This window comes from Streptomyces sp. CA-278952 (assembly GCF_028747205.1).
GTDB lineage: Bacteria > Actinomycetota > Actinomycetes > Streptomycetales > Streptomycetaceae > Streptomyces.
Map to the genome: position 1 here is coordinate 2,563,212 of NZ_CP112880.1, position 23,631 is coordinate 2,586,842.

Here is a 23,631-nt window from a genome sequence, read left to right on the forward strand (position 1 = left end):
TGTCCGGGCGGTACCTCGCGGTGGACGTCACGTGCCGCTCGCCGAGCCGAGCGTCAGGGTCACCGTCCGCTCCTCGCCGCCGCGGGTCAGCTTGAGGTCGAGCTCGTCGCCGGGGCGGTGGGCCCGGATCTTCACGATCAGCTCCTCGCCGCTGTGCACCCGCTGGCCCTCGACCTGGGTGATGACGTCGCCGGAGCGGATGCCCGCCTTGGCCGCGGGGCCGTCCTTCGCGACGGCGGGCGCGCCGTCTGCGCCTTCGGTGCCGACCTTGGCCCCGTCGCCGGTGTGCTTCATGTCCAGCGTGACGCCGATGACCGGATGGGTGGCCTTGCCGGTGCTGATCAGCTCCTCGGCGACGCGCTTGCCCTGGTTGATGGGTATGGCGAAGCCGAGGCCGATGGAGCCGGACTGGCCGCCCGCCTCGGGGCCCCGGGCGCTGTCGGCCGCGCGGATGGCGCTGTTGATGCCGATGACGTGGGCCTGGGTGTCGACCAGCGGCCCGCCGGAGTTGCCCGGGTTGATCGGGGCGTCGGTCTGGAGGGCGTCGACGTAGCTGATGTCGCTGCCGTCGCCCTTCTCGCCGCCCGCGGTGATCGGCCGCTGCTTGGCGCTGATGATGCCCGAGGTCACCGTGTTGGAGAGGTCGAAGGGGGCGCCGATGGCCACCACCGGGTCGCCGACCTGGACGTTGTCGGAGTTGCCCAGGGGCAGGGGCTTGAGCCCGGAGACCCCGCGGACCCTGACGACCGCGAGGTCGTAGCCGCTGTCCTTGCCGACGAGCTCGGCGGAGGCCGTCTCGCCGCTGCTGAACGTCACGGTGATGTCCCCGCTCGCCCCGGCCGGGGCGACGACGTGGTTGTTGGTGAGGATGTGGCCCTGGCCGTCGAGGACGAAGCCGGTGCCCGTGCCGGACTCGGCGGTGCCGCTGACGTGCAGGGTGACCACGCTGGGCAGGGCGCTGGCGGCGATGCCCGCGACGCTCTCGGGGGCCCGGTCGCCGGTGTCGCGGCCCGCCTGCGGCAGCTCGACGGTGGTCAGGCCGCCGTTGCGCTCGATGTACGCGCCGACGCCGCCGCCGACGCCACTGGCGACCAGGGTCAGCAGGAGCACCCCCATGAAGGCTCCGCCCCGGCGCTTCTTCCTGCGGCCGGGTTCGGTGCCCTCGGGGGGTCCCGGCCGGGTCAGCGGCTGTCCGGGAGCGCCCCACGGGTCGTACTGGAGCCACTGCGTGTGCTGCTGCGCGTGCGGTTGCGCTGCGGGGTGCTGCCCCTGGTGCTCGGGGGCTCCCTGTGGCTGCCCGGGGGCTCCTTGCGGCGGGTGCGGTGCGTGGGCGGCGTGTGCCTGGGGCTGTGCATGGGGCCCCGGGGTCGTGAAGCCGTCGGCGGGCGCGGATTGCGGGGGTGCGAAGCCGTCGGCGGGCTGGGCGTGCGGGGGCGTGAAGCCGTCGGCGGGCGCGGATTGCGGGGCCGGGGCGGGGGCCGACGCGGGGGCCGGGGTTCCGGCGCCGTTCGTCGCGGCGTACTGCGGGGCCGGTGCTCCGGCCCCCGGCGGTACGACGGTGCCGTGGGCGGGGGTGGGCCGCTGCACCGGCGGGGCGGGCGCCCAGGGGCCGGGGCCGCCGTAGGGCGGGGTGCTGTACTCGTCGGGCTCGTGCAGCGGTGCCCCGGAAGGGCGGGGACGCGGAACCTCCTGGCCGCCGTGGACCGCCGGGCGGTCGGCGGCGTCGGAAGGCGGAGCCGGGGTCATGCTGTCCGGGGCCGGGGGCGAGGCGGCGTCCGGGGGCGTGGCCGGGGCCGGGGGCGTCGGCTCCCGGTTTTCGGCCGGCGGAGCGTCCGACGGGGCCGGCCCGCTGTCCGGCTCCGTGCGGTCGGCGCGCCCCGCCGTGGGGCGGCTCCACCACTTCGCCTGCGGCCCGGTGGGCTTCCCGTCGTCCATGCTCTCCCCGCAACTGGCCTCTGTACGCCCCACCGAGGCGTCCCTCTCCGGAATTCAACCAGGTTTGCGAATCCCCGCGCAGGGTCCGGTCAGGGCCGGGGGGAAAGCGGGCTCGCCAGATCGTTGGCGGGCGGCCCCGAGGGAACCGGGGAGAGCCCTGTCTTCGGCGCCTGGCCGCTGCCGAGGGCAGCCGCCAGCAGCGGGGTGCCGGACACCGCCGGGCGTATCAGCGGCGACACGGACACGTTCAGCACGGGGAAGGTGAACGGGTGCCCGCCCGTGGTCTGGACGCCCAACAGCGGCGGGGCGGTCGGCGGCCCCTGCCGGTCGGCCGGAGGGGTGGCGGCCGGAACCACCGGTGTCGCACCGGTGAGTGTCGAGGGCACCCGGTTCGTCCCGGCGGGGGCCGTGCCGGACGCGGGCCGCTCGGCCGCCCGGCCGTCGCCGGTCACCACGAGGGCGCCGCCGCCCCGGCGGCTGACCGCCTTCGCGCCGTTCTCGGCGCGGGTCGCGGCGTCGAGCGGGGTGGCGTTGTTCCCGGCGCCCTCGGCGCGCAGGGAGGATTCGGGGCCGGAGTCCAGCGGCAGGGTGCCGCCCAGCGCGATGGCCGCGAGGGAGACGGCGCTGGCCGCGGCGAACGCGAAGCGCCGCCCGCGCCAGGGCGAGCGGTCCGCGTCGCGGGCCACCTCGTGTATGCGGAAGACCGAACCGGAAGCGGGGCCGCCGGGCAGCACGGCGGTCGAGCCGTGGGTGGCGGGGAGGTATCCGAAGCCGTCCAGGGGCGAGGGCGCGGTGTCGGCGCGGGTGCTGCCGCCGGAGGGCCGCAGCCCGGGAAAGAACTCGTCGGCGAAGGGCCCTCGGCCGCCGAACGGTCCGCCGGAGCCGGTGTCGTCACCGCCAGAGCCCCCGGGAAGGCCCTGTAGCCGGGCCAGGAAGCCCTCGGAGGGCGAGGGTGAGGCGGACATGGCGAAGGCGCTCTTGAGGCGGCGCTGGGCATCGGCCTCGGCCTTGCACTTGGCGCAGGTCGCCAGGTGGGCCAGGACCCGCTCACGGGCGTCGTGTTTCAGCTCGCCGTCGACCAGCGCGGCGAGTCGGTCCCCCAGATGCGCTTCCGCGGGGGTGGGTCCTGTGCCGCTCACGCCGTTCCGCCCTCCCCTGCCAGGACCGCGTCCGCCAGGGAGCGCTGCTCGGCGCGGGCCTCGGGCGAACGGTGCTTGAGCGCCTTGCGCAGGTGCGAGCGGCCGCGGTGGATACGGCTGCGGACGGTGCCGAGCTTCACCCCCAGGGTCGCGGCGATCTCCTCGTAGCTGAGGCCCTCGATGTCGCAGAGGACCACGGCCGCACGGAACTCGGGCGCGAGGGTGTCCAGCGCCTGCTGCACGTCGGCGTCGAAGTGGGTGTCGTTGAAGACCTGCTGCGGGGACGGCTCACGGCTCGGCAGGCGCTCGGCCGCGTCGTCGCCGAGCGAGTCGAAGCGGATGCGCTGCTTGCGCCGGACCATGTCCAGGAAGAGATTGGTCGTGATGCGGTGCAGCCAGCCCTCGAAGGTGCCGGGTGTGTACGTCGACAGCGAGCGGAACACCCGGACGAAGACCTCCTGGGTCAGGTCCTCGGCGTCGTGCTGGTTTCCCGTCAGCCGGTAGGCGAGGCGGTACACACGGCCGCTGTGCGTGCTGACGATCTCTTCCCATGAGGGCGGGGTCCACGCCTGAGAATCCGCATCAGAGGCGAAGGTCGCGGTCGGTGCGGAGTCTTCGGAAGAACGGTCAGCAATGTTGGTCACGGATTTCGGCTCACCGGCCGACCTGAGAAGACGTCGCAGCATCCCTCCCCGGTCCACAGGCGCAGCCGCACCTCCCCTATCGGCTCTGGTGGTGTCCAGTGGAGCCCCTACCATAGCCACCTCGCCCGTTAGCTCCGGATAAGCCTTTTTCCCTGCTGGGGCCGGGCGTCGCCCGGGACTTTCCCGCAGCTCGCCGGTCCGATCCGCGGACCCGGTCACTGCGCTTTCCCCACTGCTTGCACAACGCCCGGTCCCATCTGCGGGTTCCCGGGTCCAGCGGATACAGTCACCGTTGCGCCAACTACGGGGTCAGGAGAGGGTCATTACCGCCAACCGGCAGACGAGCTGGGCGTTCGCCGACGCCTTTGTCGCCGAGGACGAAGCACTGCACGGGGCCCGGGAGCGGGCTCGCGAGCTGGGGCTTCGCTCGGTGTCACCGGGCACCGGCGCTGCGCTGCGCCTGCTGGCAGCCGCCGCGGACGCCAAAGCGGTGGCGGAGATCGGCACGGGCACCGGCGTGTCCGGCATCTATCTCCTGCACGGAATGCGGCCGGACGGTGTCCTGACCACGGTGGACCCCGAGCCCGAGCGTCAGCAGTTCGCCCGGGCGGCGTTCCGCGAGGCGGGCTTCGCCACCAACCGGGCCCGGTTCATCCCCGGCCGCGCCCTGGACGTCCTGCCCCGGCTCGCGGACGGCGGTTACGACCTCGTCTTCTGCGACGGCGACCGGCTGGAGAGTCTCGATGTGCTCGCTGAATCGTTGCGCCTGCTGCGGCCCGGCGGGCTGGTCTGCTTCGAGGGCGTCTTCGCCGACGGCCGCACGGTCGACTCCGCGGCCCAGCCGGCCGAGGTGCTGCGGCTGCGGGACCTCCTGCGGGCGGTGCGCGAGAGCCAGGAGCTGATGCCGACCCTGCTGCCGGTCGGCGACGGCCTGCTCTGCGCGGTCCGGCGCGGCTGAGCGCGGAGACCCCCGCGGTGAGCGCGGAGACCCTGTGGCGAGCGCGGAGACCCCCGCGGTGAGCGCGTAGATCCTCGTCAGAACGCACCACTGCCCGGTACGGAATCCGTACCGGGCAGTGGTGAAGGTGATGGGCGTTCCGCGTCAGCCGACGACCTTCTTCAGCGCGTCGCCGAGGGCATCGGCCTCGTCCGGAGTCAGCTCGACAACAAGCCGACCGCCGCCTTCGAGCGGAACGCGCATGACGATGCCCCGCCCCTCCTTTGTCACCTCGAGCGGGCCGTCGCCCGTCCGCGGCTTCATGGCCGCCATGCTCGTTCCCCTTCCTGAAACCAGCTCATCGCAACCGGCGGCCCCATGACAGGCGCTGCCTCACCGGCATCGAACACATTGCTTCTTCGCCATTATCCCGCATCAATGACCCCGATGACCAACATCGGTGTGCATCGCTTGCGCAACGCGCTCTCTCAAAACCACCCAATTCGGCGATCCGGCTGCGATACTGCGCCGCCCCGGACCCCCAGGTGAGAGCCAATTGTTAGACGCAGGTCACATCTCTGCCCAGCTCAGGATCGGCCATGCTTGCCTGCAGTGGCAACGATGCCCGAGCAGCGAGGGGATACCGGAATGGCCGACGAGCCGGCGAACACCGTCCTGTACGACGTGAGCGAAGGTCTCGCGACGATCACGATCAACCGACCCGGCGCGATGAACGCCATGAACACCGCGGCGAAGATCGCGCTGCGGGACGCGCTGCTGGCGGCTTCGGCGGACGCGGGGGTCCGGGCGGTGCTGCTCACGGCCACCGGGCGCGCCTTCTGCGTCGGCCAGGACCTCAAGGAGCACGTCGCCACGCTCTCGGCCACCCGCGAGGCGGGCGCCGGGAACGCGCTGAGCACGGTGCGGGAGCACTACAACCCGATCGTGCGGGCGATCACCGGGATGGCGAAGCCGGTCGTCGCCGGGGTGAACGGCGTCGCGGCGGGGGCCGGGTTCGGATTCGCGCTCGCGGCCGACTACCGGGTGGTCGCCGACACCGCCTCGTTCAACACCTCGTTCGCGGGCGTCGCACTCACCGCCGACTCGGGCGTGTCCTGGACGCTGCCCCGGCTGATCGGGCAGAGCCGCGCCGCCGATCTGCTGTTCTTCCCGCGGTCGGTCTCCGCGCAGGACGCGTACGAGCTGGGGATCGTCAACCGGGTCGTCCCCGCGGCCGAGCTGGCCGATGAGGCGGCGGCGGTGGCCCGGGCCCTGGCGGACGGTCCCACCGTGGCGTACGCGGCGCTGAAGGAGTCGATGGCGTACGGCGCCGGGCACACGCTCGCCGAGGCGCTGGAGAAGGAGGACGAACTCCAGACCCGGGCGGGCGCGTCGCAGGACCACACCATCGCGGTGGAGGCGTTCCTGGCCAAGGAGAAGCCGGTCTACCTCGGGAAGTAGCCGCGGCTCAGCGCGGCGCCGCCCCGCCGCCGCGCGCCACGCAGTCCGCGAGGTGGTCGTCGACCAGTCCGCAGGCCTGCATCAGCGCGTAGGCGGTGGTGGGGCCGACGAAGCGGATCGAGCGCTTCTTCAACGCCTTGGCGAGCGCGGTGGACTCCGGCGTGACGGCCGGGACGTCCGAGAGACCGCGCGGGGCGGGCCGGCCGGCCGGGTCGGGGGCGTAGGACCAGATCAGCTCGTCCAGCTCCCCCTCCGACCAGTCGGCGAGCACCTTGGCGTTGGCGAGGGTCGCGTCGACCTTGGCCTTGTTGCGGATGATCCCCGGGTCGGCCAGGAGCCGCTCCCGGTCGGCGTCGGTGAACTTCGCGACCGCCTCGATCCGGAAGCCCTCGAACGCGGTACGGAAGGTCTCGCGGCGGCGCAGGATCGTGATCCAGGAGAGCCCGGACTGGAAGGCCTCCAGACAGAGCCGTTCGAACAGGGCGTCGTCCCCGTGGACGGCCCGGCCCCACTCGTTGTCGTGGTAGGCGAGGTAGTCCTCGGCGGACAGGCCCCACGGGCAGCGCAGCCCGCCGTCGGGGGCGGCCAGGGCCGCGCCGCTCATCGCCCGTCCTCCTCGGCGCGGCCCGAGCTGTTCGCGTGGCCGCCCGGTTCCGCGGGCCGGTCGCCCGGCTGCTTGAAGAGGTCGGTGCCCGTCGTCACCGCTGCGGCCTGCACCCCGGCCAGGGCGGATTCCAGCTCGGCGATCCGGGCGTCGCGCTCGGCCAGCTCGGCGCCGAGCCGGGACAGCGCCTCGTCGACGTCCGCCATCCGGTAGCCGCGGGGGGCCATGGGCAGGCGCAGCGCCTCGATGTCCGCCCGGCCGACCGGGCGGGTCGCGGGCAGCGGATCGGTGAACCGGTCGGGCGGGACGTCCTGCAGCACGGCGCTCCCACCGCCTCCGACCACCGCGAGGGTGACCGCGGTGACGACCACGACCATCGTGAGCAGCAAGAACCAGAACACGCGCATCTCCCCGGGGGCGGAAACCTCGTCCGGCTCCGATCGTGCCATGCGGCACGGACAAGTCGGGGCCGGCCCGGTGAGGCCTTAGGGTCGCAAGCGGGCTATCTGAGGAGGAAACACGGGATGCGAAGCGGTGCACTCAGGCTGGGGCGGCGGGAGTTCGGTCCGCATGAGCCGGTGATCATGGCGATCGTGAACCGGACCCCGGACTCCTTCTACGACCAGGGCGCCACGTTCGGGGACGAGCCGGCGCTGGCCCGGGTCGAGCAGGCGGTGGCCGAGGGTGCCGCGATCATCGACATCGGCGGGGTGAAGGCGGGCCCCGGCGAGGAGGTGAGCGCCGAGGAGGAGGCGCGCCGCACGGTCGGGTTCGTCGCCGAGGTCCGCCGCCGCCACCCGTCCGTGGTGATCAGCGTGGACACCTGGCGGCACGACGTGGGCGAGGCGGTCTGCGAGGCCGGGGCCGATCTGCTGAACGACGCGTGGGGCGGGGTGGACCCGAAGCTGGCGGAGGTCGCCGCGCGGTACGGGGCGGGCCTCGTGTGCACGCACGCGGGCGGCGCGGAGCCGCGGACCCGGCCGCACCGGATCGCGTACGAGGACGTCATGGCGGACATCCTGCGGGTGACCGTGGGACTGGCCGAGCGGGCGGTGGAGCTCGGGGTGCGGCCGGACGGGATCATGATCGATCCGGGGCACGACTTCGGGAAGAACACCCGGCACTCGCTGGAGGCGACGCGGCGGCTCGGGGAGATGGCGGAGACCGGGTGGCCGGTGCTGGTGTCCCTGTCCAACAAGGACTTCGTGGGCGAGACGCTGGACCGGCCGGTGAAGGAGCGCGTCATCGGCACGCTGGCGACGACGGCGGTCTCGGCGTGGCTGGGGGCGCGGGTGTACCGGGTGCACGAGGTGGCGGAGACGCGGCAGGTCCTGGACATGGTGGCGTCCGTTGCCGGGCATCGGGCGCCGGCCGTGGCGCGGAGGGGGTTGGCGTAGGTCGCCGCCTGCCCGCGGCGGGCGGGGTCCGGGGGCGCTTGCCCCCGGGCCCCGCTTCTCAAGCGCCGGAGGGGCTGGAAAGGATGCCCTCAATCGCCGGGCGGGCTGGGTTCGGCCGGACTGGCCGACACGACGCCCTCAAGCGCCGGGCAGGCTCGAGGTGGCCGGATCGGCCGAAAAGATGCCCTCAAGCGCCGGGCGGGCTTGGGGTGGCCGGGCGGGCTAGGTATGGCCGGGCGGGCTGAGTGTGGCCGGCTCGACCCGGAGGTGCCCCCAGGTCGAAAGATGTCCTCAATCGCCGGACGGGCTTGAAGTGGCCGGGTCGGCTTGAGGTGGCCTGGCGGGCTCGGGGTGCCGGGGGCTGAGGTCAGCGGCCGACCTCCTTCGTGACCAGCGTCACCGCTTCCTCCACGTCGTCCGTCACGTGGAAGAGCAGCAGGTCCTTCTCCGAGGCCTTGCCCTGGGCCACCACCGTGTCGCGGAGCCAGTCGATCAGGCCGCCCCAGTAGGCCGTGCCGAACAGGACGATCGGGAAGCGGGTGACCTTGCCGGTCTGGACGAGGGTCAGCGCCTCGAAGAGTTCGTCCAGGGTGCCGAGGCCGCCGGGGAGGACCACGAAGCCCTGGGCGTACTTCACGAACATCGTCTTGCGGACGAAGAAGTAGCGGAAGTTGACGCCGATGTCGACGTGCGGGTTGAGGCCCGACTCGAAGGGCAGCTCGATGCCGAGGCCGACCGAGACGCCCTTCGCCTCCCGGGCTCCCTTGTTGGCGGCCTCCATCGCGCCCGGGCCGCCGCCGGTGATCACCGCGAAGCCCGCGTCGACCAGTGCCTTGCCGAGCTGGACGCCGGCCTCGTACTCCGGTGATCCGTCCGGGGTGCGGGCCGAGCCGAAGACGCTGATCGCGCTCGGCAGTTCGGCGAGTGCGCCGAAGCCCTCGACGAACTCCGACTGGATGCGCATCACCCGCCAGGGGTCGGTGTGCACCCACTCGGAGTCGCCCTCGGAGTCCAGCAGCCGCTGGTCGGTCGTGCCGGGCTGGACCTGCTCCCTGCGGCGCAGGACCGGGCCCAGCCACTGTTCCTCGGGGCTGACCGCTCCCTCGGGAACCTCCGCACCCTCGGGGATCCGTGCGTCTTCGGCGTTGCCCATGTTCCGCTCCCTCCACCGACCCGCGTCGCGCTGGGTCGTGTCGTACTGCGTACGGCCAGCGTAGATCGGCGGAGGTTACGTACGGGGGAATGCCGTGCGTCGGGCGGTCAGCCGGTCAGCCAGGAGCGCAGCCGGTCCTCGCAGTGGGTGATCTTCGCGACCGCCACGTGCTCGTCGCGCTTGTGGGCGTACATCGGGTCACCGGGTCCGTAGTTGACCGCGGGGACGCCGAGCGAGCCGAAGCGGGAGACGTCGGTCCAGCCGAACTTGGGCCGGGCGGTGCCGCCGACGGCGGTCATGAACGCCTGGGCGGCGGGGTGGGAGAGGCCGGGCATGGCGGCGCCGGAGTGGTCGTCGATGACGATCTCGGCCACGCCGCAGTCGGCGAAGACCTCGCGGACGTGGGCGACGGCCTCCTCCTCGGTGCGGTCCGGGGCGTATCGGTAGTTGACGACGACGGTGCAGGCGTCCGGGATGACGTTGGTGGCGACGCCGCCCTCGATGCCGACGGCGTTGAGGCCCTCGCGGTATTCGAGGCCGTCGATGACCGGGCGGCGGGGCTCGTACGCGGCGAGCTTCGCCAGGATCGGGGCGGCGGCGTGGACGGCGTTGGAGCCCATCCAACTGCGCGCCGAGTGGGCCCGCTCCCCCGCCGTCCGCAGGTGGACCCGGAGGGTGCCCTGGCAGCCGCCCTCGACCTCGCCGTCGGAAGGCTCCAGCAGCACGGCGAAGTCCCCGGCGAGCCATTCGGGGTGGGCGTCGGCGATGTGGCCGAGGCCGTTGAGGTGCGCGGCGACCTCTTCGTTGTCGTAGAAGATGAACGTCAGGTCGCGGTTGGGCTCGGGGACCGTCGCGGCGATCCGGAGCTGGACGGCGACGCCGGACTTCATGTCGGAGGTCCCGCAGCCCCAGAGGATCCCGTTCCCGTCGAGGCGGGAGGGGACGTTGTCGGCGATCGGCACGGTGTCGATGTGCCCGGCGAGGACGACGCGCTCGGGGCGGCCCAGGTCCGTGCGGGCGACGACGTTGTTGCCGTGGCGGTCGACGGTGAGGTGGGGCAGGGCGCGCAGGGCCGATTCGATCGCGTCGGCGAGGGCCTTCTCCTCCCCGCTGACCGAGGGGAAGTCGACGAGCCGGGCGGTGAGCGCCGGTCCGTCCAGGGTGAGGTCAAGGGTGCTGTCGGCCATGGGCCCGACCCTAAGGGACTTGGGTGGCGGCCCGGGCCGGACCCTCCAGTACGGTGGGCCCGTGCCCAGGACAGCCAGCCCTCGCCGACGACGCCTCCTCCGCTACGGGGCCGCCCTCGCCGTGCTCGCGGCGCTGGGCGGTTATCTGGCCGTGCAGTACGACTCGTCCGGGTCGAAGAATCCGCCGCGCTGTGTGGTGGAGGCGAAGGACGGGGACGGGGACGGGACGCAGCGTTACGAGATGAGCCTCGCCCAGGCCGTCAACGCGGCGACGATCTCCGCGGTCGGCACCACCCGGGGCATGCCCGAGCGGGCGGTGACCATCGCGCTGGCGACCGCGCTCCAGGAATCCACGCTCCGCAACATCGACTACGGGGACCGGGACTCGGTGGGCCTGTTCCAGCAGCGGCCCTCGCAGGGCTGGGGCACCGTGGAGCAGATCATGGACCCGGTCTACTCGTCGGAGAAGTTCTACGAGGGCCTGGCCGAGGTGCCGGGCTATTCGCGCCTCCCGCTGACCGTGGCCGCGCAGCGCGTGCAGCGCAGTGGGTTCCCGCAGGCGTACGCGAAGCACGAGCCGGACGCCGCCCTGCTGGCCGCCGCGCTGACCGGGCGCAGGCCGGCCTCGCTGAACTGCACCCCGTCGACGGCCACGGCGGACGGCCCGGGGGATGCCGCGCGGGTGCGGACCGAGCTGGTGCGCGCCTTCGGCAAGGATGTGCTGCCCGGCGCGGTGGCCGCGGGCGCGTCCGCGGCGTCGACCGTCTCGGTGCCGGTCCCGGCGGCCTCGGCGCGGTCCGAGGACAAGGGCGCTCCGCAGCGGGGCTGGGAGCTGGCGCACTGGGCCGTGGCACAGTCCGAGGCCCTGCGGATCGAGCGCGTGAGCTACGCGGACCGGGTCTGGGACGCCGGTTCGGGCTGGCGGACGGAACGCGCGAAGGGTAAGGAATCGGGCACGACGGCGGTCAGGATCCGGGTCGTTCAGTAGTACGCCCCGTCACCCGTAGGGACCCTGGTCGGCATGGCCCCGGACGTGTCCCGGGCGACTCCGCGCAACCTCGGGGACCTGCCCCCGTTCCCTTGCCGCGCAAGGGAAGTGACGGTTCATCGGGCTGCGGCGGTATGGATCGTTTGCCCGGGTTCTTCCGCTGCGGATAATCGGACCCATTACGCAGTCTTTACCTTCGCCCACCGCAACCTCCCCCTCCCCCCAAGCGGTTGTCACTGCGTCCGATCACCGGACAGACAGATCCGTGCACAACCCGCTGAAGGAGCATCATGTCCCTCCCCCTGACCCGTCGGATCGCTCGTGCCGCGCTGCTGATCGCCGCAGGCGCGGCCCCCGTGGTCGGTGCGGCCGGCGCCGCGAGCGCCGCAGAGCTCCCGGCGACCCCGGACCTGGGCGGACTGACCGCGCTGGACGGCGCCGGTCTCGGCAGCACCGTGGACAGCACCGTCCAGCAGGGCACCCAGGCGGCCGGCGACACCGGCGGCCGCCTCGTCGGCACGGCGGTCCCGGCCGCGGGCAAGACCATCGGCAAGTCCGCCGGGGTGGCCATCCCGGCCGCCCAGGAGACCGCCGGCCAGGCCGCGGGCAACGCGGGCCAGGCCGTGGGCGGCGTGGCCGAGGCCGCTGGCGGCGGCCTGCCCACGGACGCGCTCGGCGGCGGCCTGCCCACCGACTCCCTGACCAAGGGCGGCCTCCCGCTGGGCGGTCTGCCGATCGGCGGCTGATCCACCGCAGCACCCGCAGCACCGGAAACGCGCCGAGGGCCTCGGGAGTGCGCACTCCCGAGGCCCTCGGCGCGTCGCGCCGCCGCGCGGCGGCGACCGAGGTCAGGACAGGCGCTTGACCGCCGTCGCCACCCGCTCGTCGGTCGCGGTGAACGCCACCCGGACGAAACTCGCGCCCGCCGGGCCGTAGAAGTCGCCGGGCGCCACCAGGATGCCGAGCTCAGCGAGGTACGCCACGGTCTCCCAGCACGGCTCGTCGCGGGTCGCCCACAGGTAGAGGCTCGCCTCGCTGTGCTCGATCCGGAAGCCGTGCGCCTCCAGCGCCGCGCGCAGGGCGAGGCGCCGGTCCGCGTAGCGGGCGCGCTGCTCGGACACGTGCACGTCGTCGCCGAGCGCGGCGACGGCCGCGGCCTGGACGGGGGCGGGCGCCATCATCCCGCCGTGCTTGCGGATGAGCAGCAGCTCGCCCAGGACGGCCGCGTCGCCCGCGATGAACGCGGCCCGGTATCCGGCCAGGTTGGAGCGCTTGGAGAGCGAGTGGACGGCGACGATGCCGTCGTAGTGGCCGCCGCAGACGTCCGGGTGGAGCACCGACACCGGCTCGGCGTCCCAGCCCAGCTCCAGGTAGCACTCGTCGCTGAAGACCAGCACGCCGTGCTCGCGCGCCCAGGCGACGATCCGGGTCAGCTCGTCCTTCGACAGCACCTTGCCGGTGGGGTTGGAGGGCGAGTTGAGCCAGAGCAGCTTCAGCCCCGCCGGGTCCAGCTCGGTCGGGTCGTCGTAGACGACGGGCTCCGCTCCGCAGAGCCGGGCGCCGACCTCGTACGTCGGGTAGGCGAGCCGGGGGTAGGCCACCTTGTCGCCCGCTCCGAGCCCGAGCTGCGTCGGCAGCCAGGCCACCAACTCCTTGGACCCGACGACCGGCAGCACGTTCGCGTGGCTCACGCCGACCGCGCCGAGGCGGCGCTCCACCCAGCCGGTGAGGGCGTCCCGCAGGGCCTCGGTGCCCCACACCGTCGGATAGCCGGGGCTGTCCGCGGCGGCGACGAGCGCCCGCTGGATGAGCTCGGGGACCGGGTCGACCGGGGTGCCGACGGACAGGTCCACGATGCCGTCCGGATGGGCCTGGGCCGTCGACTTGTAGGGCGCGAGCTTGTCCCAGGGGAAGACCGGGAGGCGGGAGGAGACTGCGGACACGGCGCTCTGCTTTCTCGGGTGTTCTCTACGGGGCGGCGGGGCGGCGGAACGGACGGGGCGGCGGAACGGACGCGCGGCGGCAACGGCCCCGGACGTACGGGAAACGCCTCGGTCCCGCACGGTGACAAGCCGTACGGGACCGGGCCGCGCGCGTGGTGCCGCCGCTTACTGGTTCTGCGGCGGCAGTCCGGCGATGAACGCGTGGTCGCGCTCGATCAGACCGAGCTTCGAAGCACCGCCCGGAGAGCCGAGGTCGTCGAAGAACTCGACGTTCGCCTTGTAGTAGTCCTTCCACTCCTCCGGAGTGTCGTCCTCGTAGAAGATCGCCTCGACCGGGCAGACCGGCTCACAGGCTCCGCAGTCGACGCACTCGTCCGGGTGGATGTACAAGGACCGCTGACCCTCGTAGATGCAGTCGACGGGGCACTCTTCGATGCAGGCCTTGTCCTTCACGTCGACACAAGGCTGCGCGATGACGTAGGTCACGCTGTCGTTCCTCCTCGGTAGGGCGTTGGCTCTCGCGCGGGAGCGCGGCGTCGTCGATGCCCGCCTCTAGTATCTCCGTTCTCGGGCACGATCCGAACAGGAGGGGCGGACAGAGCTGTGGAATTCACCATCGGCGGACGGCTGGAAGTCAGCATCACACCCGCTGACGTGGGCAAACGCGTGTCCGTTCGACGCCGGACGGACGGCGGGGGTACGGACGCGCAGTTCACCGACGTGGTCGGGGTGCTCACATCATGGAACAGCGATGTGCTCTCGATCACACGAAAGAGCGGAGAATCCGTCCACATCGTGGAATCCTCCTTGGTCGCGGGCAAGGTCGTTCCCCCTGCCCCGGCCCGCCGCCGCGGTCCCGCCGCCTCCTTCGGGGAGCTGGCCCCCGTCACCGCGCGCGCCTGGCAGCCCGTGGAGAGCGAAGCGCTGGGCGACTGGCGGCTGCGCGCCGCCGGGGGCTTCACCCGGCGCGCCAACTCCGCGCTGCCGCTCGGCGATCCGGGGCTGCCGGTGGGCGAGGCGCTCGGACGGGTCCGGGACTGGTACGAGGAGCGGGGCCTGCCCGCGTACGTCCAGACGGCGACCGGGGCCGAGGGCACGCAGGAGTTGCTGTGCGCGGAGTTGGAGCGGCACGGCTGGCGCCGCGAGGTCTCGGCGGAGGTGCGGATCGCCGCGCTGGCGCCGGTCGGTGACCTTCGGGCGGAGGTGCGGGCGGTCCGTCTGGCCCGCGAACCGGACGCGGCCTGGCTCGCCCGCTACCAGCGCTTCTCCACCCCCGGCCCCCATGTGCCGCGGGTGCTGGGCAGCGGCCCTTCGGTCTGGTTCGCCACGCTGCCGGGGTCCACCGGGGACGCAGGGGCCCCGGACACGGATCCGGCCGCCCCGCCGGCCGCGATCGGGCGGTGTGTCGTGGACGGCCGGTGGGCGGGGTTCATGGCCGTCGAGGTCGCCCCGGAGCGGCGGCGGCAAGGTCTCGCCACCACCGTGATGGCCGCGCTGGCCCGCCGGGCGCTGGACGAGGGCGCTTCGGCGGCCTGGCTCCAGGTCGAGGAGGACAATGAGGGGGCGCGGGCGCTGTACGACGGCATGGGCTTCGCGGCCCACCACCGCTACCACCACTACCGCTCGGCGTGACGGGCGCCGGTGGCCCCGCGCCGGGCCCTCCGGCGGATCGACGCGCATGAGCAGGGACAGGAACAGGGCCAGGGACGAGGGACAGGGACATGGGTCGCATATGAGCGCGCTGGACTCCGGAACGGCCGAGCGGCGGCGGCAGTTCGCCGAGGAGGCCCGGTCCGAGCGGCCGGACCTCGCCCTCCTCTGTCTGCTGCTGGGCGCGGAGGCCGGACCGGTGGGCCCGGCCGAGGTCCGCCCGGTGACTGCGGGGGAGGCCGTCCCCGACCCGTACGGCATCGACGCCGCGCAGATCGAGCTGGACCGGCTGGCGGGACTGCTGCCGTACGGCTCCCGCTCCCCCGCCGCCTGGGCCTCGGCGCTGGCCGGACTGCTGGGCGGACGCTGCGGCTTCGGCGGTTCCTCCGTCGACTACCAGCGGCTGGACTCCTCGCTGCTCCAGCAGGTGCTGCGCCGCCGCAGGGGCCTGCCGATCCTGTTGTCGGTCGTCTGGATCGAGGTCGCCAGGAGGGCGGGCGCACCGGTGTACGGGGTGGCGCTGCCCGGTCACTTCGTGGTCGGCTTCGGCGACCGGGAGCACCCGGTGCTGGCCGATCCGTTCGCCGGGGGCGCGCCGCTGACCGGTCAGGACGCGGAGCTGCTGGTCACCGGGGCCACCGGAGCGGCCCTGGAGCCGTCGATGATGACGCCCGCGCGGCCACTGGAGATCGTGCTGCGGATCCTGAACAACGTCCGGGCGTGGGCGGCGGCCCGGCCCGAACGCACGGATGTGGCCCTGTGGGCGGTAGAGCTGTCGCTGCTCCTGCCCTCGCATCCGGCCCGGCTCCGCTTCGAGCGCGCCCAGCTCCTGGTCCAGCGCGGTGAATTCCTGCGCGGGGCGGCGGAGATGGAGGAATACGCGAAGATCCTCGACGGCATCGAGCCGACGACGGCCGAGAACATCCGGCGCAAGGCCCACGCCGCGCGCGCCCTGCTGAACTGAACCGGCCGTCCGGCGGGAATGCGGCGGAAATTTGCCCGCCGCCGGCCCTTCCGGTGTCCGTGCGGTGGCGAGACGGATGGGTCCGTGAGCGATGTGCGCTCCCGTTCTACATCCGCACGCCCCCTTCCGCGCCCAACGGGAGCGGTATTCAGCCCGTTTGTCGTCCTACGCGAATGCCCATGCGCTCAACTGGATACCCGTCACCGGATGCGTACGGCCCGTCGCATTCCGCGTCGGGCGGGGCCGGAAGAGAAAAGCTGAGGGCAGACTGATGACTACCGTGCTGCTGGTCCACACCGTGCCGTTGTGGCGCGCGTCGCTGGCGTCGCTCCTCGGCACGGGGCGGGGGATAGAGGTCCGCACCGCCGAACGCGGTGCGATACGTGCCGCGCTGAGCGGGCCGGGCCCCGATGTACTCCTCACCGACCTCGACTGTCCGGGCGCACTGGACGTCCTCGACGAGGTGAAGACGGTGACCACGCCGCACGGCGAGCCGTTTCCGCTCGCCGTGCTCACCCGCAGCGACCGGCCGAGCGGCCTGCGGCGGGCGTACGAGGCGGGGGCGCTCGGCTACATCGACAAGTACCGCCCGGTGGACGACCTGTCCGAGGTGATGCACAAACTGGCGGACGGGGGGCGGCACATCGACGAGTCGCTGGCCTTCAGCCTTCTCCAGGTGGCCGACATGCCGTTATCGCCGCGGGAATTGAGCGTGCTCTCGATGGCCGAGGGGGGCGAGACCGTGGCCGGGATCGCCGGTCGGCTGCACCTGACGCCGGGGACGGTCCGCAACTACCTGGCCGCCGCCATACGGAAGTCCGGGGCGCGCAATCGGCTGGACGCGATCAGACGGGCGAAGGAGGCGGGGTGGATCTGATGCCGCGCCGCCCCTTCCGTTCCTCGTCCTCCGGCTCCCAGAGGCCGGCCAGGTCCCGGTAGAGGGTGCAGGAGCCCAGGAGTTCACCGTGGGTGCCGCACTGGGTGCGCGGGCCGTCCATCACCAGGGTCCGTCCCGCGCGGCGGGCCGAGCTGAGCCGGTGGGCGACGACGACGAGCGCGCCCGGCAGCGCCCCGAACGCCAGCTCGGCACGGGTCTCGGCGGCCGGGTCGAGCCGGCTGGTCGCCTCGTCGAGGATCAGCAGCGGCGGGGCGGCGAGGTAGGCCCGGCCCAGGGCGATCAGCTGCCGTTCGCCCTGGGAGAGCCGGTCCGGTTCGACGGCCGCGTCGAGGGAGCCGAGCCGGGAGAGCAGCCCGTCCAGGCCGAGCGCGTCCGCCATGGCCGCGATCTCCCGGTCGCGGGCGTCGGGGCGGTGGTAGCGGAGGTTGTCCCGCAGCGAGCCGCTGAACACGTAGGCGTGCTGGGGCAGCAGGACGCGTACGGAGGTGGCGTCGGCCGGACGCACCGGCCGCCCCCGCCATCGCACCGCTCCCCCGGTGGGCCGCTCGGTCCCGGCGAGGACGGCGGCCAGGGTCGACTTGCCGCTGCCGCTCGGGCCGACGACCGCGAGGTGCTCCCCCGCCCCGATCGTCAGGGAGAGCCGGTCCAGGACGGGCCGGGCGCCGGGCCCGTACGCGAAGCTGACCTCGTGGAGCTCGGCGACCGGGGTCCCGCGCGGCGGCGGGGCGGCCTCCCGGGCGGGTGGCGGCGGGTCGTCGGCGGGCGGTGGCGGCGCGTCGGTGAACCGGTCCAGGACCACGACGAGCCGGCCCCCGGCGGTGCCCAGCATGGTCATCAGCGCCTGGACGGCGGGGGCGAGCGCCTGGGTGAGATAGGTCAGCGCGCCGACCAGCGCGCCCGGCGTGAGTCCGTTCCGCAGCAGCCAGGGCGCGCCCAGGAGCAGCAGGAGCGGCGGGAACCGGCCACAGACGGCGAGGGCCAGCACCCGTACGCCCGACCAGCGGGCCAGCGAACGGGAGGCGACGAGCTGCGCCTCGGCGAGGGCCCGGGACTCGGCCACCGACCGTTCGGCGGCCCCGGCGGCGGCGATGTCGCGTACGGAGGCGGCGAGCAGGCCCGCGTGGGCGGCGTACGCCTCGTCGGCGGCGAGGTAGTCGCGCTGACGGGCGGCCATCGGCGGCAGCGTGCCGAGGAACAGGGCGGCCCCGAGGACCAGCGGGGGAAGCACGATCAGGAGGAGGGCGGGCGAGAGGGCCAGCAGGCCGGCGACGGCCCCGGCCGCCGTGAAGACGAACGAGCGCAGCGTCAGGACGAGTCCGGCCCAGCCGTCGCGGGCGATCTCACTCTGATGGGTGACCTGCGACAGGGACCGGGTGCTGACGTCGCCGGCCCGGTCGAGCGCGCCGGACAGCGCCCGGGACACGGCGCGCCGGACCAGCCCGTCGCGCAGCGGCTCCACGAGGTCCGCGAGCCGGCCGAAGACTCCTCGGGCGGCGGGCACGGACGGCAGCACGGCGACCGCGGCGACGGCCAGCCAGAGGAGGCCGGTAGGTGGGCGTCCGGCGAGGAAGCCGTCGTCGAGCGCGCGGGCGACCCCGAAGCCGCCGAGGAAGGTCTGGGCGAACTCCAGCAGGGACCAGCCGGCCAACCGCAGGATCACACCGGTCCTCGCCCGCAGGAAGGGCCGGGCCTCACGGCCGACGCGCCGCAGCGACGTCTCGCGCCGGGGGCGTGCGCCGTGCTTTCGCCCGTCGCGCCGGGGGTGCGCGCTGTCGGCCATTAGGGGGCCTCCGCTCCGGCGGTCGGCGTCACGGGTGTGCGGCCCGCGGGCGCGGCGCCCTCGGCGGGGGTGTCCGTGCTGGTGTCCGTGCTGGTGTCCGTGCTGGTATCCGTGCTGGTGTCCGTGCGGAAGACCGCCCGGTAGTCCGGGTCCGCCCAGAGTTCGTCGTGGCGGCCCGTCGCGCGGATCCGGCCGTCCTCCAGCCAGGCGACCCGGTCCGCCCGCGCGGCCGAGGACAGCCGGTGGGCGACGATGATCCGGGTGCAGTGCCCGGCCCGCGCGTCGAGCGCGCGCCGGACGTGGTGTTCGGTCACGGTGTCGAGGCTGGACAGCGCGTCGTCGAGGATCATCAGGCGGCCGGGGTGGGCGAACGCGCGGGCCAGACCCAGGCGTTGCCGTTCGCCGCCGGAGAGCGGGGCGTCGGCGACCGGGGTGGCGTAGCCGTACGGGAGCAGCGCGAGGAACCCGTCGGCGCGGGCCGCGCGCGCGGCGTCGCGTACGGCTTCGGGCGAGGCGGTCCAGGGCCCGTAGGCGATCGTGTCCTCGACGGTGGCGCCGAGGAGGGCCGGGCGGGCGAAGGCGTACGCCACCTCGCGGCGCAGCCGGTCCGGTTCCATGCCGTCCAGCGGGACGCCGTCCAGCAGCACGCTTCCGGTGTCCGGGTCGAGCAGCCGCCCGGCGACCGCGGCGAGCACCGACTTGCCGGAGCCGGAACGCCCGACGACCGCCAGGGAGGTGCCGCCGGGGACGGTGAGGTGCACACCGGTCAGCAGCGGGCTGCCGTCCTGTTCGACTTCGACCCCGACGTCCCGGAGTTCGAGGTGTCCGGGGGCGCCGGGCGCCGGGCCCAGGCCGCGGTGCGGCAGCGGTGCGAGGGTGAGCAGGGGCTCCAGGCTCCGGGCGGCGGCGCGGCTGCGGGCGAGGGCGCCGAGGGCTCCGGTCAGGGCGCCGATGCCGACGGCGAGGCTCGCGTAGCGGGAGGCGGCGACCAGGTCGCCGACGCCGATCGCGCCCGCGCCGAGCCGGAGGCCGGCGACCGCGAGGACCAGCAGCATGAGCAGGGGCAGCAGGAGGCCGCTGGTGCCGACGGCCCGCCCGTACACGGACCAGGTGCGCCTGCCGTGTACGGCGAGGGCGGCCAGGGGTTCCAGGACACGGCGGTGCTCGCGTGCGCCGGTGCGGGCGGCACGGATCGTGTCGGCGCCGTCGAGGGCCTCGGTGAGCCGGTGGGCGATGAGCGACTGGGCGCGCTGGTAGTCGGCCCCGGCGTCGGCGGTCCGGCGGGTGAAGGCGCGCAGCAGTGCGACGAGGAGGGGGGCGCCGAGGAGGAGGGCGGCGGCCGTCCAGAGGTCGATGAGGAGGAGGCCGACGATCGCGCCGAGCGGCAGCAGGACGCCGGAGACGGCTCCGGCCGCGGTGACGGGCGCGGAGGCGGCGTCGGCGGTGCGGGCGGTGAGCCGGGCGGTGAGGTCGCCGGTGGGCAGGGCGAGGGCGCGGCGGGGTTCGGCGGCCAGGATCCGGGCGGCGGTGCGGGTGCGCAGGGACGCGGTGAGCTTGGCGGTGGTGGTCGTGCCGGTCACCGCGGCCGTCGCGTCGAACCCGGTCTCGGCGAGGGTCAGGGCCGCGCAGAGCAGCAGTCCCGACCAGGGCACGGGGCCGCCGGCGACGAGCCGGTCGACGGTGTGGCCGAGGGCGGCGGGCAGGGCGAGGGCGGCGAGCGCCCCGCCGGTGGAGCAGAGGAGGAGCCCGAGCAGGGCCGCCGGGTGCTGCCGGGCGAGCCGCCGGGTGCCGGACTCCGTGCCCGGGCGTGGGTGCAGCCGCACGGGGTGGCCTTTCCGGGTGCACGTGGGCCGGCCGGCCCACCGGTGAGGATCACCGATGGGCCGGCCGGTGCGGGTCACGGGGTGCAGAGGACCACGCTGAGGGAGCTGTACTCACAGACCAGCAGCGAGACCTGGCTGCCCGTGGCGAGCTCGCCGAAGGAGTCCTCGGCCGGGGTCTCCATTGCCTGAAGGTCGAGAAGCGCCATGATGTGTCCTTTCGGGGACGTTGGTGGTGCTGAACGGTGGTGCTACGACGACCCCTGGTGGGGCCGGTTCATGGGGCCGCTCGCGCGGCCGGGGTGCGCCGCCGGGGCGGCGGGCAGGAAGGGAAGTCCGGTGGTGGTGCCGAGCGCGGCGCCCAGGGCGAGGAGGATGCCGGCGGTCCCGGTGGCCAGGTCCATCGACAGGCGCATCAACTGCTCGCCCGGGAAGGCGAGTCCGCCTCCGTACGCGAGCGCGTGGCTGCCCAGCAGGCCGGTGTGGCGGGCGATCGCGCGCTGCCGGTCGGCCTCGTCGCACAGCGGGGTGGCCGCGAGGTGCAGCAGGAGGCCGGCGGAGCCGCGGAGCAGTCCGGGCTGGACGTAGAAGGCGGAGAGCGCGGCGGGCAGGAGGGCGCGGCCGGCCGCTTCGAGCGCGGGGTCCGGGCGGTGGGCCAGGAAGGCGTCGATGACGGCCGCGATGCCGGCGCTGCCCGAACCGAGGTACGGCATCAGCCGCTTGCCCTCGACGACGAGGAGTTCGCCCTCGTCGCCGGTCCGGCAGCGTTCCAGATCGCGGCGCAGGGCGGTGGCCGCCAGGTCGAGCAGGGCGGGGTCCTTGGTGGTCGCGTACCGGCGCACCAGGAGCAGGGCGATGCCGCTCGCGCCGTGCAGCAGCCCGGTGCGGGGCGACGGCGGTCCGTCGACGAGCGCGCTGACGGCGAGGGCGGTGCAGCGGGCGGCCGCGGCGGACAGCGCCGGGGCGTCGGTGGCGGAGGCGGTGCGGGCCAGGTCGTCGAGGGCGAGGCCGATGCCCGCGTACCCGTTGTGGAGGCCGGGCGCGAGGCCTTCCAGGGGCTGGTCGAGGATGATCCGGAGGAGGTCGGCGGCCTCGGCGGTACGGCCGATCCGGTGCAGGGTCCAGGCGATGCCGGTGAGCCCGTCGTAGAAGCCGAGGGGGCTGCCGGACGCCGGGTCCTTGGCGTGCCGCAGGAGCCGGTCCTCGGCCTCCTCGCACGGCGGGGCACCCGTCTCGTGGAAGGCGTAGAGCACTCCGGCCGTCCCGTACGCGAAGGAGTGGCCGCCGGTGGCGGTGGCGAACTGGGCGATGTCCCCGGGGAAGCAGCGGTCCTCGCGCTCCGGTGTGCAGGAGGCGGTGATGGCCCGGACCATCGCGTCACGGCTGCGCGGCCAGTCGCCGGGGACGGGAACGGATACAGATGCGGATGCGGATGCGGATGCGGATGCGGATGCGGATGCGGATGCGGATGCGGCCAAGGGAGCGGGCACGGCGGTGACGCCGGCCCCGGGCTGTCCCGTGTCGCGCAGGATCTCCGCGACGGCGGGCCTCAGTTCCTCCTCGGTGACCGGGAAGACGCGGGCGATGTCCCGGGCGAGACCGGCGGCCTTGCTGCGGTCGATGCCGAACAGGGTGGTGAGCGGCAGGTACAGGGCGAGCCGCAGACAGGCCAGCGCGTAGCGGTCGATGTCGGCGCCGCGCCGGTCGGGCGGGGCGACGAAGGCCGGGTTGGCGACGATCTGGCGGCGGCGTTCGGCGGCCGGGGAGGCTGCCTCGAAGTCGAGCAGGACGATGCGCGCGTTCTCCTCGTCGACCATGACGTTGCTCATGTGCAGGTCGCTGATGACGATGCCGCGGTCGTGCACCGCCTCGACGGCGCGCTCGACCTGCCCGTACAACTCCGCCGCCCAGGACGCGTGTTCGGCGAGCAGTTCAGGTGACGGGTGCTGCCGGGCGAGCGGGAAGCGGCGGGCGAAGACGGTGTTGAGGGTGGCGCCGGGGATGTACTGGAGGACCAGGAAGTGGTGGTCGCCGACCTCGAACACGTCCCGTACGGCGGGCACGCAGTCCAGTCCGGCCAGTTGCTCCAGGGCCGCCCGTTCGCGCTCCAGCCGGGCCACGGCGTCCGCCCCGTCTGCGGCCAGACCGGCGTACGGCCGCGCCTCCTTGAGGACGACCTGCTCGCCGGTGCGGGTGTCGCGGCCGAGGTAGACCCCGCCGCCGTTGGAGAAGTGCAGCGCCTTCTCCACGGTGTACGGGAGGTCCGCGAGGCCCACGGCGGCGCGGGCTTCGAGGTGCGGCACCAGGAAGGCGGGCGGGGTCACCCAGGAGGGGACGCGGAAGGACGGGCCCCGGTCGTCCGGGACGAGCCGGCCCTGCGGATCGGCGACGGCGGGCACGGGCCGCCCGTCAGGACCTGAGCAGAAGCGGGCGGCGAACGCCCCGTACCGGGTGTGCACGGGCCCGTTCCCGCACCGCAGGTCGCTCAGGATGTACGGGCCGTGCTCGCCCTCCAGCAGCCGCATGAGGGCGGTGCACACCTCCGGGAACGCCTCGTCGGACGGCGGGTAGACGGTGATGAACTTCCCGCTGCCGGCCCGGTCCGCGTACTTGGCGTTCCGCAGGGTCAACAGTCCCGCGCTGGGCACGCACTTGAAGGCCAGCCGGTGTTCCAGGCAGTGGGCGACGACCCGCTCCAGTACCGAAACGGCGTTGTCGAGGGCGGCCGAGACGTGGATCTTCCAGCCCTGGGGCGGCAGCCGCAGGCCGTCGGGGCTGTACGCGAGCCAGTCGCCGCGCCGGGTGCGTGTCCAGCCGTCGGGTACGTCGCCACGGAGCGGCGCGTAGAACGAGCGCTCCTCGTCGGCGGCTCCGCCCGGTCCGGGGGAGCGGTGGGGTGCGTCGTAGAAGCGGCGGTCCGCCTGGCAGTACGCGGCGTACTCCGGATTCACGCACGGTCCCCTCGCTCGGTTCTTTCGTGGCGAGAGAGAAGTTGTCACAACGATGAGTGGCGCCCATAGTCACTGTTGTCACGACTCGTACGTGCGCGCCAACCATGCGGAGCGCATCGCGTACTGATGGGTATCCGCTTGCCACCCAGCCCGGGGCGGGTGCGGACCAGGGGCGCGCGG

Annotated in this window: 22 protein-coding genes; 8 read left to right on the forward strand and 14 right to left on the reverse strand. The window is 73.9% G+C overall.

Annotation, left to right across the window (positions count from 1 at the left end; translation table 11 throughout):
* Window positions 1-27 precede the first annotated feature (27 nt).
* The 3 genes from N7925_RS11085 to sigE all read right to left on the reverse strand — a co-directional run bounded on the left by N7925_RS11085 (window position 28) and on the right by sigE (window position 3,760).
* On the reverse strand, window positions 28-1,935 hold the full coding sequence (locus N7925_RS11085) for a S1C family serine protease (RefSeq protein ID WP_274343763.1): 1,908 nt from the start codon (window positions 1,933-1,935) through the stop codon (window positions 28-30).
* A gap of 89 nt (window positions 1,936-2,024) precedes the next feature.
* A complete protein-coding gene (locus N7925_RS11090; RefSeq protein WP_274343764.1) occupies window positions 2,025-3,074 on the reverse strand; it encodes an anti-sigma factor family protein in 1,050 nt (349 codons plus the stop codon).
* Window positions 3,071-3,760 (reverse strand): RNA polymerase sigma factor SigE, encoded by a 690-nt coding sequence (gene sigE / locus N7925_RS11095; RefSeq protein WP_003966488.1) that lies wholly within the window; start codon window positions 3,758-3,760, stop codon window positions 3,071-3,073. Before sigE ends, N7925_RS11090 begins: the two co-directional genes overlap by 4 nt.
* A gap of 250 nt (window positions 3,761-4,010) precedes the next feature.
* On the opposite strand from sigE, the gene N7925_RS11100 reads away from it, so the two are divergent.
* Window positions 4,011-4,676, forward strand: a complete 666-nt coding sequence (locus tag N7925_RS11100) for an O-methyltransferase (RefSeq protein ID WP_265599494.1) — start codon at window positions 4,011-4,013, stop codon at window positions 4,674-4,676.
* A gap of 144 nt (window positions 4,677-4,820) precedes the next feature.
* Here the strand turns inward: N7925_RS11100 and N7925_RS11105 are convergent, their stop codons facing one another.
* The gene (locus N7925_RS11105; RefSeq protein WP_003966491.1) at window positions 4,821-4,988 is read right to left on the reverse strand and encodes a DUF3117 domain-containing protein; all 168 of its coding nucleotides are present in this window, start codon (window positions 4,986-4,988) and stop codon (window positions 4,821-4,823) included.
* Between the two features lie 315 nt (window positions 4,989-5,303).
* Here N7925_RS11105 and N7925_RS11110 point away from each other — a divergent pair, with 315 nt between their 5' ends.
* The gene (locus N7925_RS11110; protein WP_265599495.1) at window positions 5,304-6,116 is read left to right on the forward strand and encodes an enoyl-CoA hydratase/isomerase family protein; all 813 of its coding nucleotides are present in this window, start codon (window positions 5,304-5,306) and stop codon (window positions 6,114-6,116) included.
* 7 nt (window positions 6,117-6,123) lie between these two features.
* Here N7925_RS11110 and N7925_RS11115 read toward each other — a convergent pair whose 3' ends face one another.
* Together N7925_RS11115 and N7925_RS11120 are read right to left on the reverse strand one after the other, a co-directional pair.
* Complete coding sequence (locus N7925_RS11115; protein WP_265599496.1) at window positions 6,124-6,720, reverse strand: DNA-3-methyladenine glycosylase I; 597 nt, start codon at window positions 6,718-6,720, stop codon at window positions 6,124-6,126.
* A complete protein-coding gene (locus N7925_RS11120) occupies window positions 6,717-7,169 on the reverse strand; it encodes a DivIVA domain-containing protein (RefSeq protein WP_274343765.1) in 453 nt (150 codons plus the stop codon). The genes N7925_RS11115 and N7925_RS11120 overlap by 4 nt, the downstream gene beginning before the upstream one ends.
* A 75-nt stretch (window positions 7,170-7,244) precedes the next feature.
* Between N7925_RS11120 and folP the strand changes: the two genes are divergently transcribed.
* Window positions 7,245-8,117 carry a dihydropteroate synthase gene (gene folP, locus N7925_RS11125; RefSeq protein WP_265599498.1) on the forward strand — a complete coding sequence of 291 codons (873 nt, stop codon included), beginning with the start codon at window positions 7,245-7,247 and terminating at the stop codon, window positions 8,115-8,117.
* A 367-nt stretch (window positions 8,118-8,484) separates the two neighbouring features.
* On the opposite strand, the gene N7925_RS11130 is transcribed toward folP, so the two are convergent.
* Entirely contained in the window at window positions 8,485-9,270 is a 786-nt protein-coding gene (locus N7925_RS11130) for a TIGR00730 family Rossman fold protein (protein WP_265599499.1), read from the reverse strand.
* Window positions 9,271-9,377: 107 nt separating this feature from the next.
* Window positions 9,378-10,457 (reverse strand): succinyl-diaminopimelate desuccinylase, encoded by a 1,080-nt coding sequence (gene dapE, locus N7925_RS11135; RefSeq protein ID WP_274343766.1) that lies wholly within the window; start codon window positions 10,455-10,457, stop codon window positions 9,378-9,380.
* Window positions 10,458-10,518: 61 nt separating this feature from the next.
* Here dapE and N7925_RS11140 point away from each other — a divergent pair, with 61 nt between their 5' ends.
* Together N7925_RS11140 and N7925_RS11145 are read left to right on the forward strand one after the other, a co-directional pair.
* Window positions 10,519-11,445 (forward strand): hypothetical protein, encoded by a 927-nt coding sequence (locus N7925_RS11140; protein WP_265599501.1) that lies wholly within the window; start codon window positions 10,519-10,521, stop codon window positions 11,443-11,445.
* 290 nt (window positions 11,446-11,735) lie between these two features.
* On the forward strand, window positions 11,736-12,191 hold the full coding sequence (locus N7925_RS11145) for an ATP-binding protein (protein WP_274343767.1): 456 nt from the start codon (window positions 11,736-11,738) through the stop codon (window positions 12,189-12,191).
* Between the two features lie 102 nt (window positions 12,192-12,293).
* Here N7925_RS11145 and dapC read toward each other — a convergent pair whose 3' ends face one another.
* Window positions 12,294-13,388, reverse strand: a complete 1,095-nt coding sequence (gene dapC, locus N7925_RS11150; protein WP_274343768.1) for a succinyldiaminopimelate transaminase — start codon at window positions 13,386-13,388, stop codon at window positions 12,294-12,296.
* Window positions 13,389-13,553: 165 nt separating this feature from the next.
* Window positions 13,554-13,874, reverse strand: a complete 321-nt coding sequence (gene fdxA, locus N7925_RS11155; RefSeq protein ID WP_007446848.1) for a ferredoxin — start codon at window positions 13,872-13,874, stop codon at window positions 13,554-13,556.
* A gap of 117 nt (window positions 13,875-13,991) precedes the next feature.
* Here fdxA and N7925_RS11160 point away from each other — a divergent pair, with 117 nt between their 5' ends.
* From N7925_RS11160 to N7925_RS11170, 3 genes are all read left to right on the forward strand, one after another.
* A complete protein-coding gene (locus N7925_RS11160; protein ID WP_265599504.1) occupies window positions 13,992-15,020 on the forward strand; it encodes a GNAT family N-acetyltransferase in 1,029 nt (342 codons plus the stop codon).
* A gap of 100 nt (window positions 15,021-15,120) precedes the next feature.
* On the forward strand, window positions 15,121-16,002 hold the full coding sequence (locus N7925_RS11165; protein WP_265599505.1) for a transglutaminase-like domain-containing protein: 882 nt from the start codon (window positions 15,121-15,123) through the stop codon (window positions 16,000-16,002).
* A 271-nt stretch (window positions 16,003-16,273) separates the two neighbouring features.
* On the forward strand, window positions 16,274-16,879 hold the full coding sequence (locus tag N7925_RS11170) for a response regulator transcription factor (RefSeq protein ID WP_265599506.1): 606 nt from the start codon (window positions 16,274-16,276) through the stop codon (window positions 16,877-16,879).
* Here N7925_RS11170 and N7925_RS11175 read toward each other — a convergent pair.
* The 4 genes from N7925_RS11175 to lanKC form a co-directional block, all read right to left on the reverse strand.
* The gene (locus N7925_RS11175; protein WP_274343769.1) at window positions 16,848-18,680 is read right to left on the reverse strand and encodes an ATP-binding cassette domain-containing protein; all 1,833 of its coding nucleotides are present in this window, start codon (window positions 18,678-18,680) and stop codon (window positions 16,848-16,850) included. The two genes, N7925_RS11170 and N7925_RS11175, sit on opposite strands and share 32 nt — an antisense overlap.
* Entirely contained in the window at window positions 18,680-20,503 is a 1,824-nt protein-coding gene (locus N7925_RS11180; protein ID WP_274343770.1) for an ATP-binding cassette domain-containing protein, read from the reverse strand. The genes N7925_RS11175 and N7925_RS11180 overlap by 1 nt, the downstream gene beginning before the upstream one ends.
* A gap of 74 nt (window positions 20,504-20,577) precedes the next feature.
* On the reverse strand, window positions 20,578-20,709 hold the full coding sequence (locus N7925_RS11185) for a SapB/AmfS family lanthipeptide (RefSeq protein ID WP_018956281.1): 132 nt from the start codon (window positions 20,707-20,709) through the stop codon (window positions 20,578-20,580).
* Between the two features lie 42 nt (window positions 20,710-20,751).
* On the reverse strand, window positions 20,752-23,451 hold the full coding sequence (gene lanKC, locus N7925_RS11190) for a class III lanthionine synthetase LanKC (RefSeq protein WP_274343771.1): 2,700 nt from the start codon (window positions 23,449-23,451) through the stop codon (window positions 20,752-20,754).
* Between the last annotated feature and the right edge of the window lie 180 nt (window positions 23,452-23,631).

Coding starts and splice junctions, on each gene's coding strand:
- N7925_RS11175 (WP_274343769.1), bottom strand. CDS start 18,680: ATGGCCGACAGCGCGCACCCCCGGCGCGACGGGCGAAAGCACGGCGCA.
- N7925_RS11185 (WP_018956281.1), bottom strand. CDS start 20,709: ATGGCGCTTCTCGACCTTCAGGCAATGGAGACCCCGGCCGAGGACTCC.
- N7925_RS11115 (WP_265599496.1), bottom strand. CDS start 6,720: ATGAGCGGCGCGGCCCTGGCCGCCCCCGACGGCGGGCTGCGCTGCCCG.
- N7925_RS11085 (WP_274343763.1), bottom strand. CDS start 1,935: ATGGACGACGGGAAGCCCACCGGGCCGCAGGCGAAGTGGTGGAGCCGC.
- N7925_RS11105 (WP_003966491.1), bottom strand. CDS start 4,988: ATGGCGGCCATGAAGCCGCGGACGGGCGACGGCCCGCTCGAGGTGACA.
- folP (WP_265599498.1), top strand. CDS start 7,245: ATGCGAAGCGGTGCACTCAGGCTGGGGCGGCGGGAGTTCGGTCCGCAT.
- N7925_RS11165 (WP_265599505.1), top strand. CDS start 15,121: ATGAGCGCGCTGGACTCCGGAACGGCCGAGCGGCGGCGGCAGTTCGCC.
- sigE (WP_003966488.1), bottom strand. CDS start 3,760: ATGCTGCGACGTCTTCTCAGGTCGGCCGGTGAGCCGAAATCCGTGACC.
- N7925_RS11145 (WP_274343767.1), top strand. CDS start 11,736: ATGTCCCTCCCCCTGACCCGTCGGATCGCTCGTGCCGCGCTGCTGATC.
- N7925_RS11110 (WP_265599495.1), top strand. CDS start 5,304: ATGGCCGACGAGCCGGCGAACACCGTCCTGTACGACGTGAGCGAAGGT.
- N7925_RS11130 (WP_265599499.1), bottom strand. CDS start 9,270: ATGGGCAACGCCGAAGACGCACGGATCCCCGAGGGTGCGGAGGTTCCC.
- N7925_RS11170 (WP_265599506.1), top strand. CDS start 16,274: ATGACTACCGTGCTGCTGGTCCACACCGTGCCGTTGTGGCGCGCGTCG.
- dapE (WP_274343766.1), bottom strand. CDS start 10,457: ATGGCCGACAGCACCCTTGACCTCACCCTGGACGGACCGGCGCTCACC.
- N7925_RS11120 (WP_274343765.1), bottom strand. CDS start 7,169: ATGGCACGATCGGAGCCGGACGAGGTTTCCGCCCCCGGGGAGATGCGC.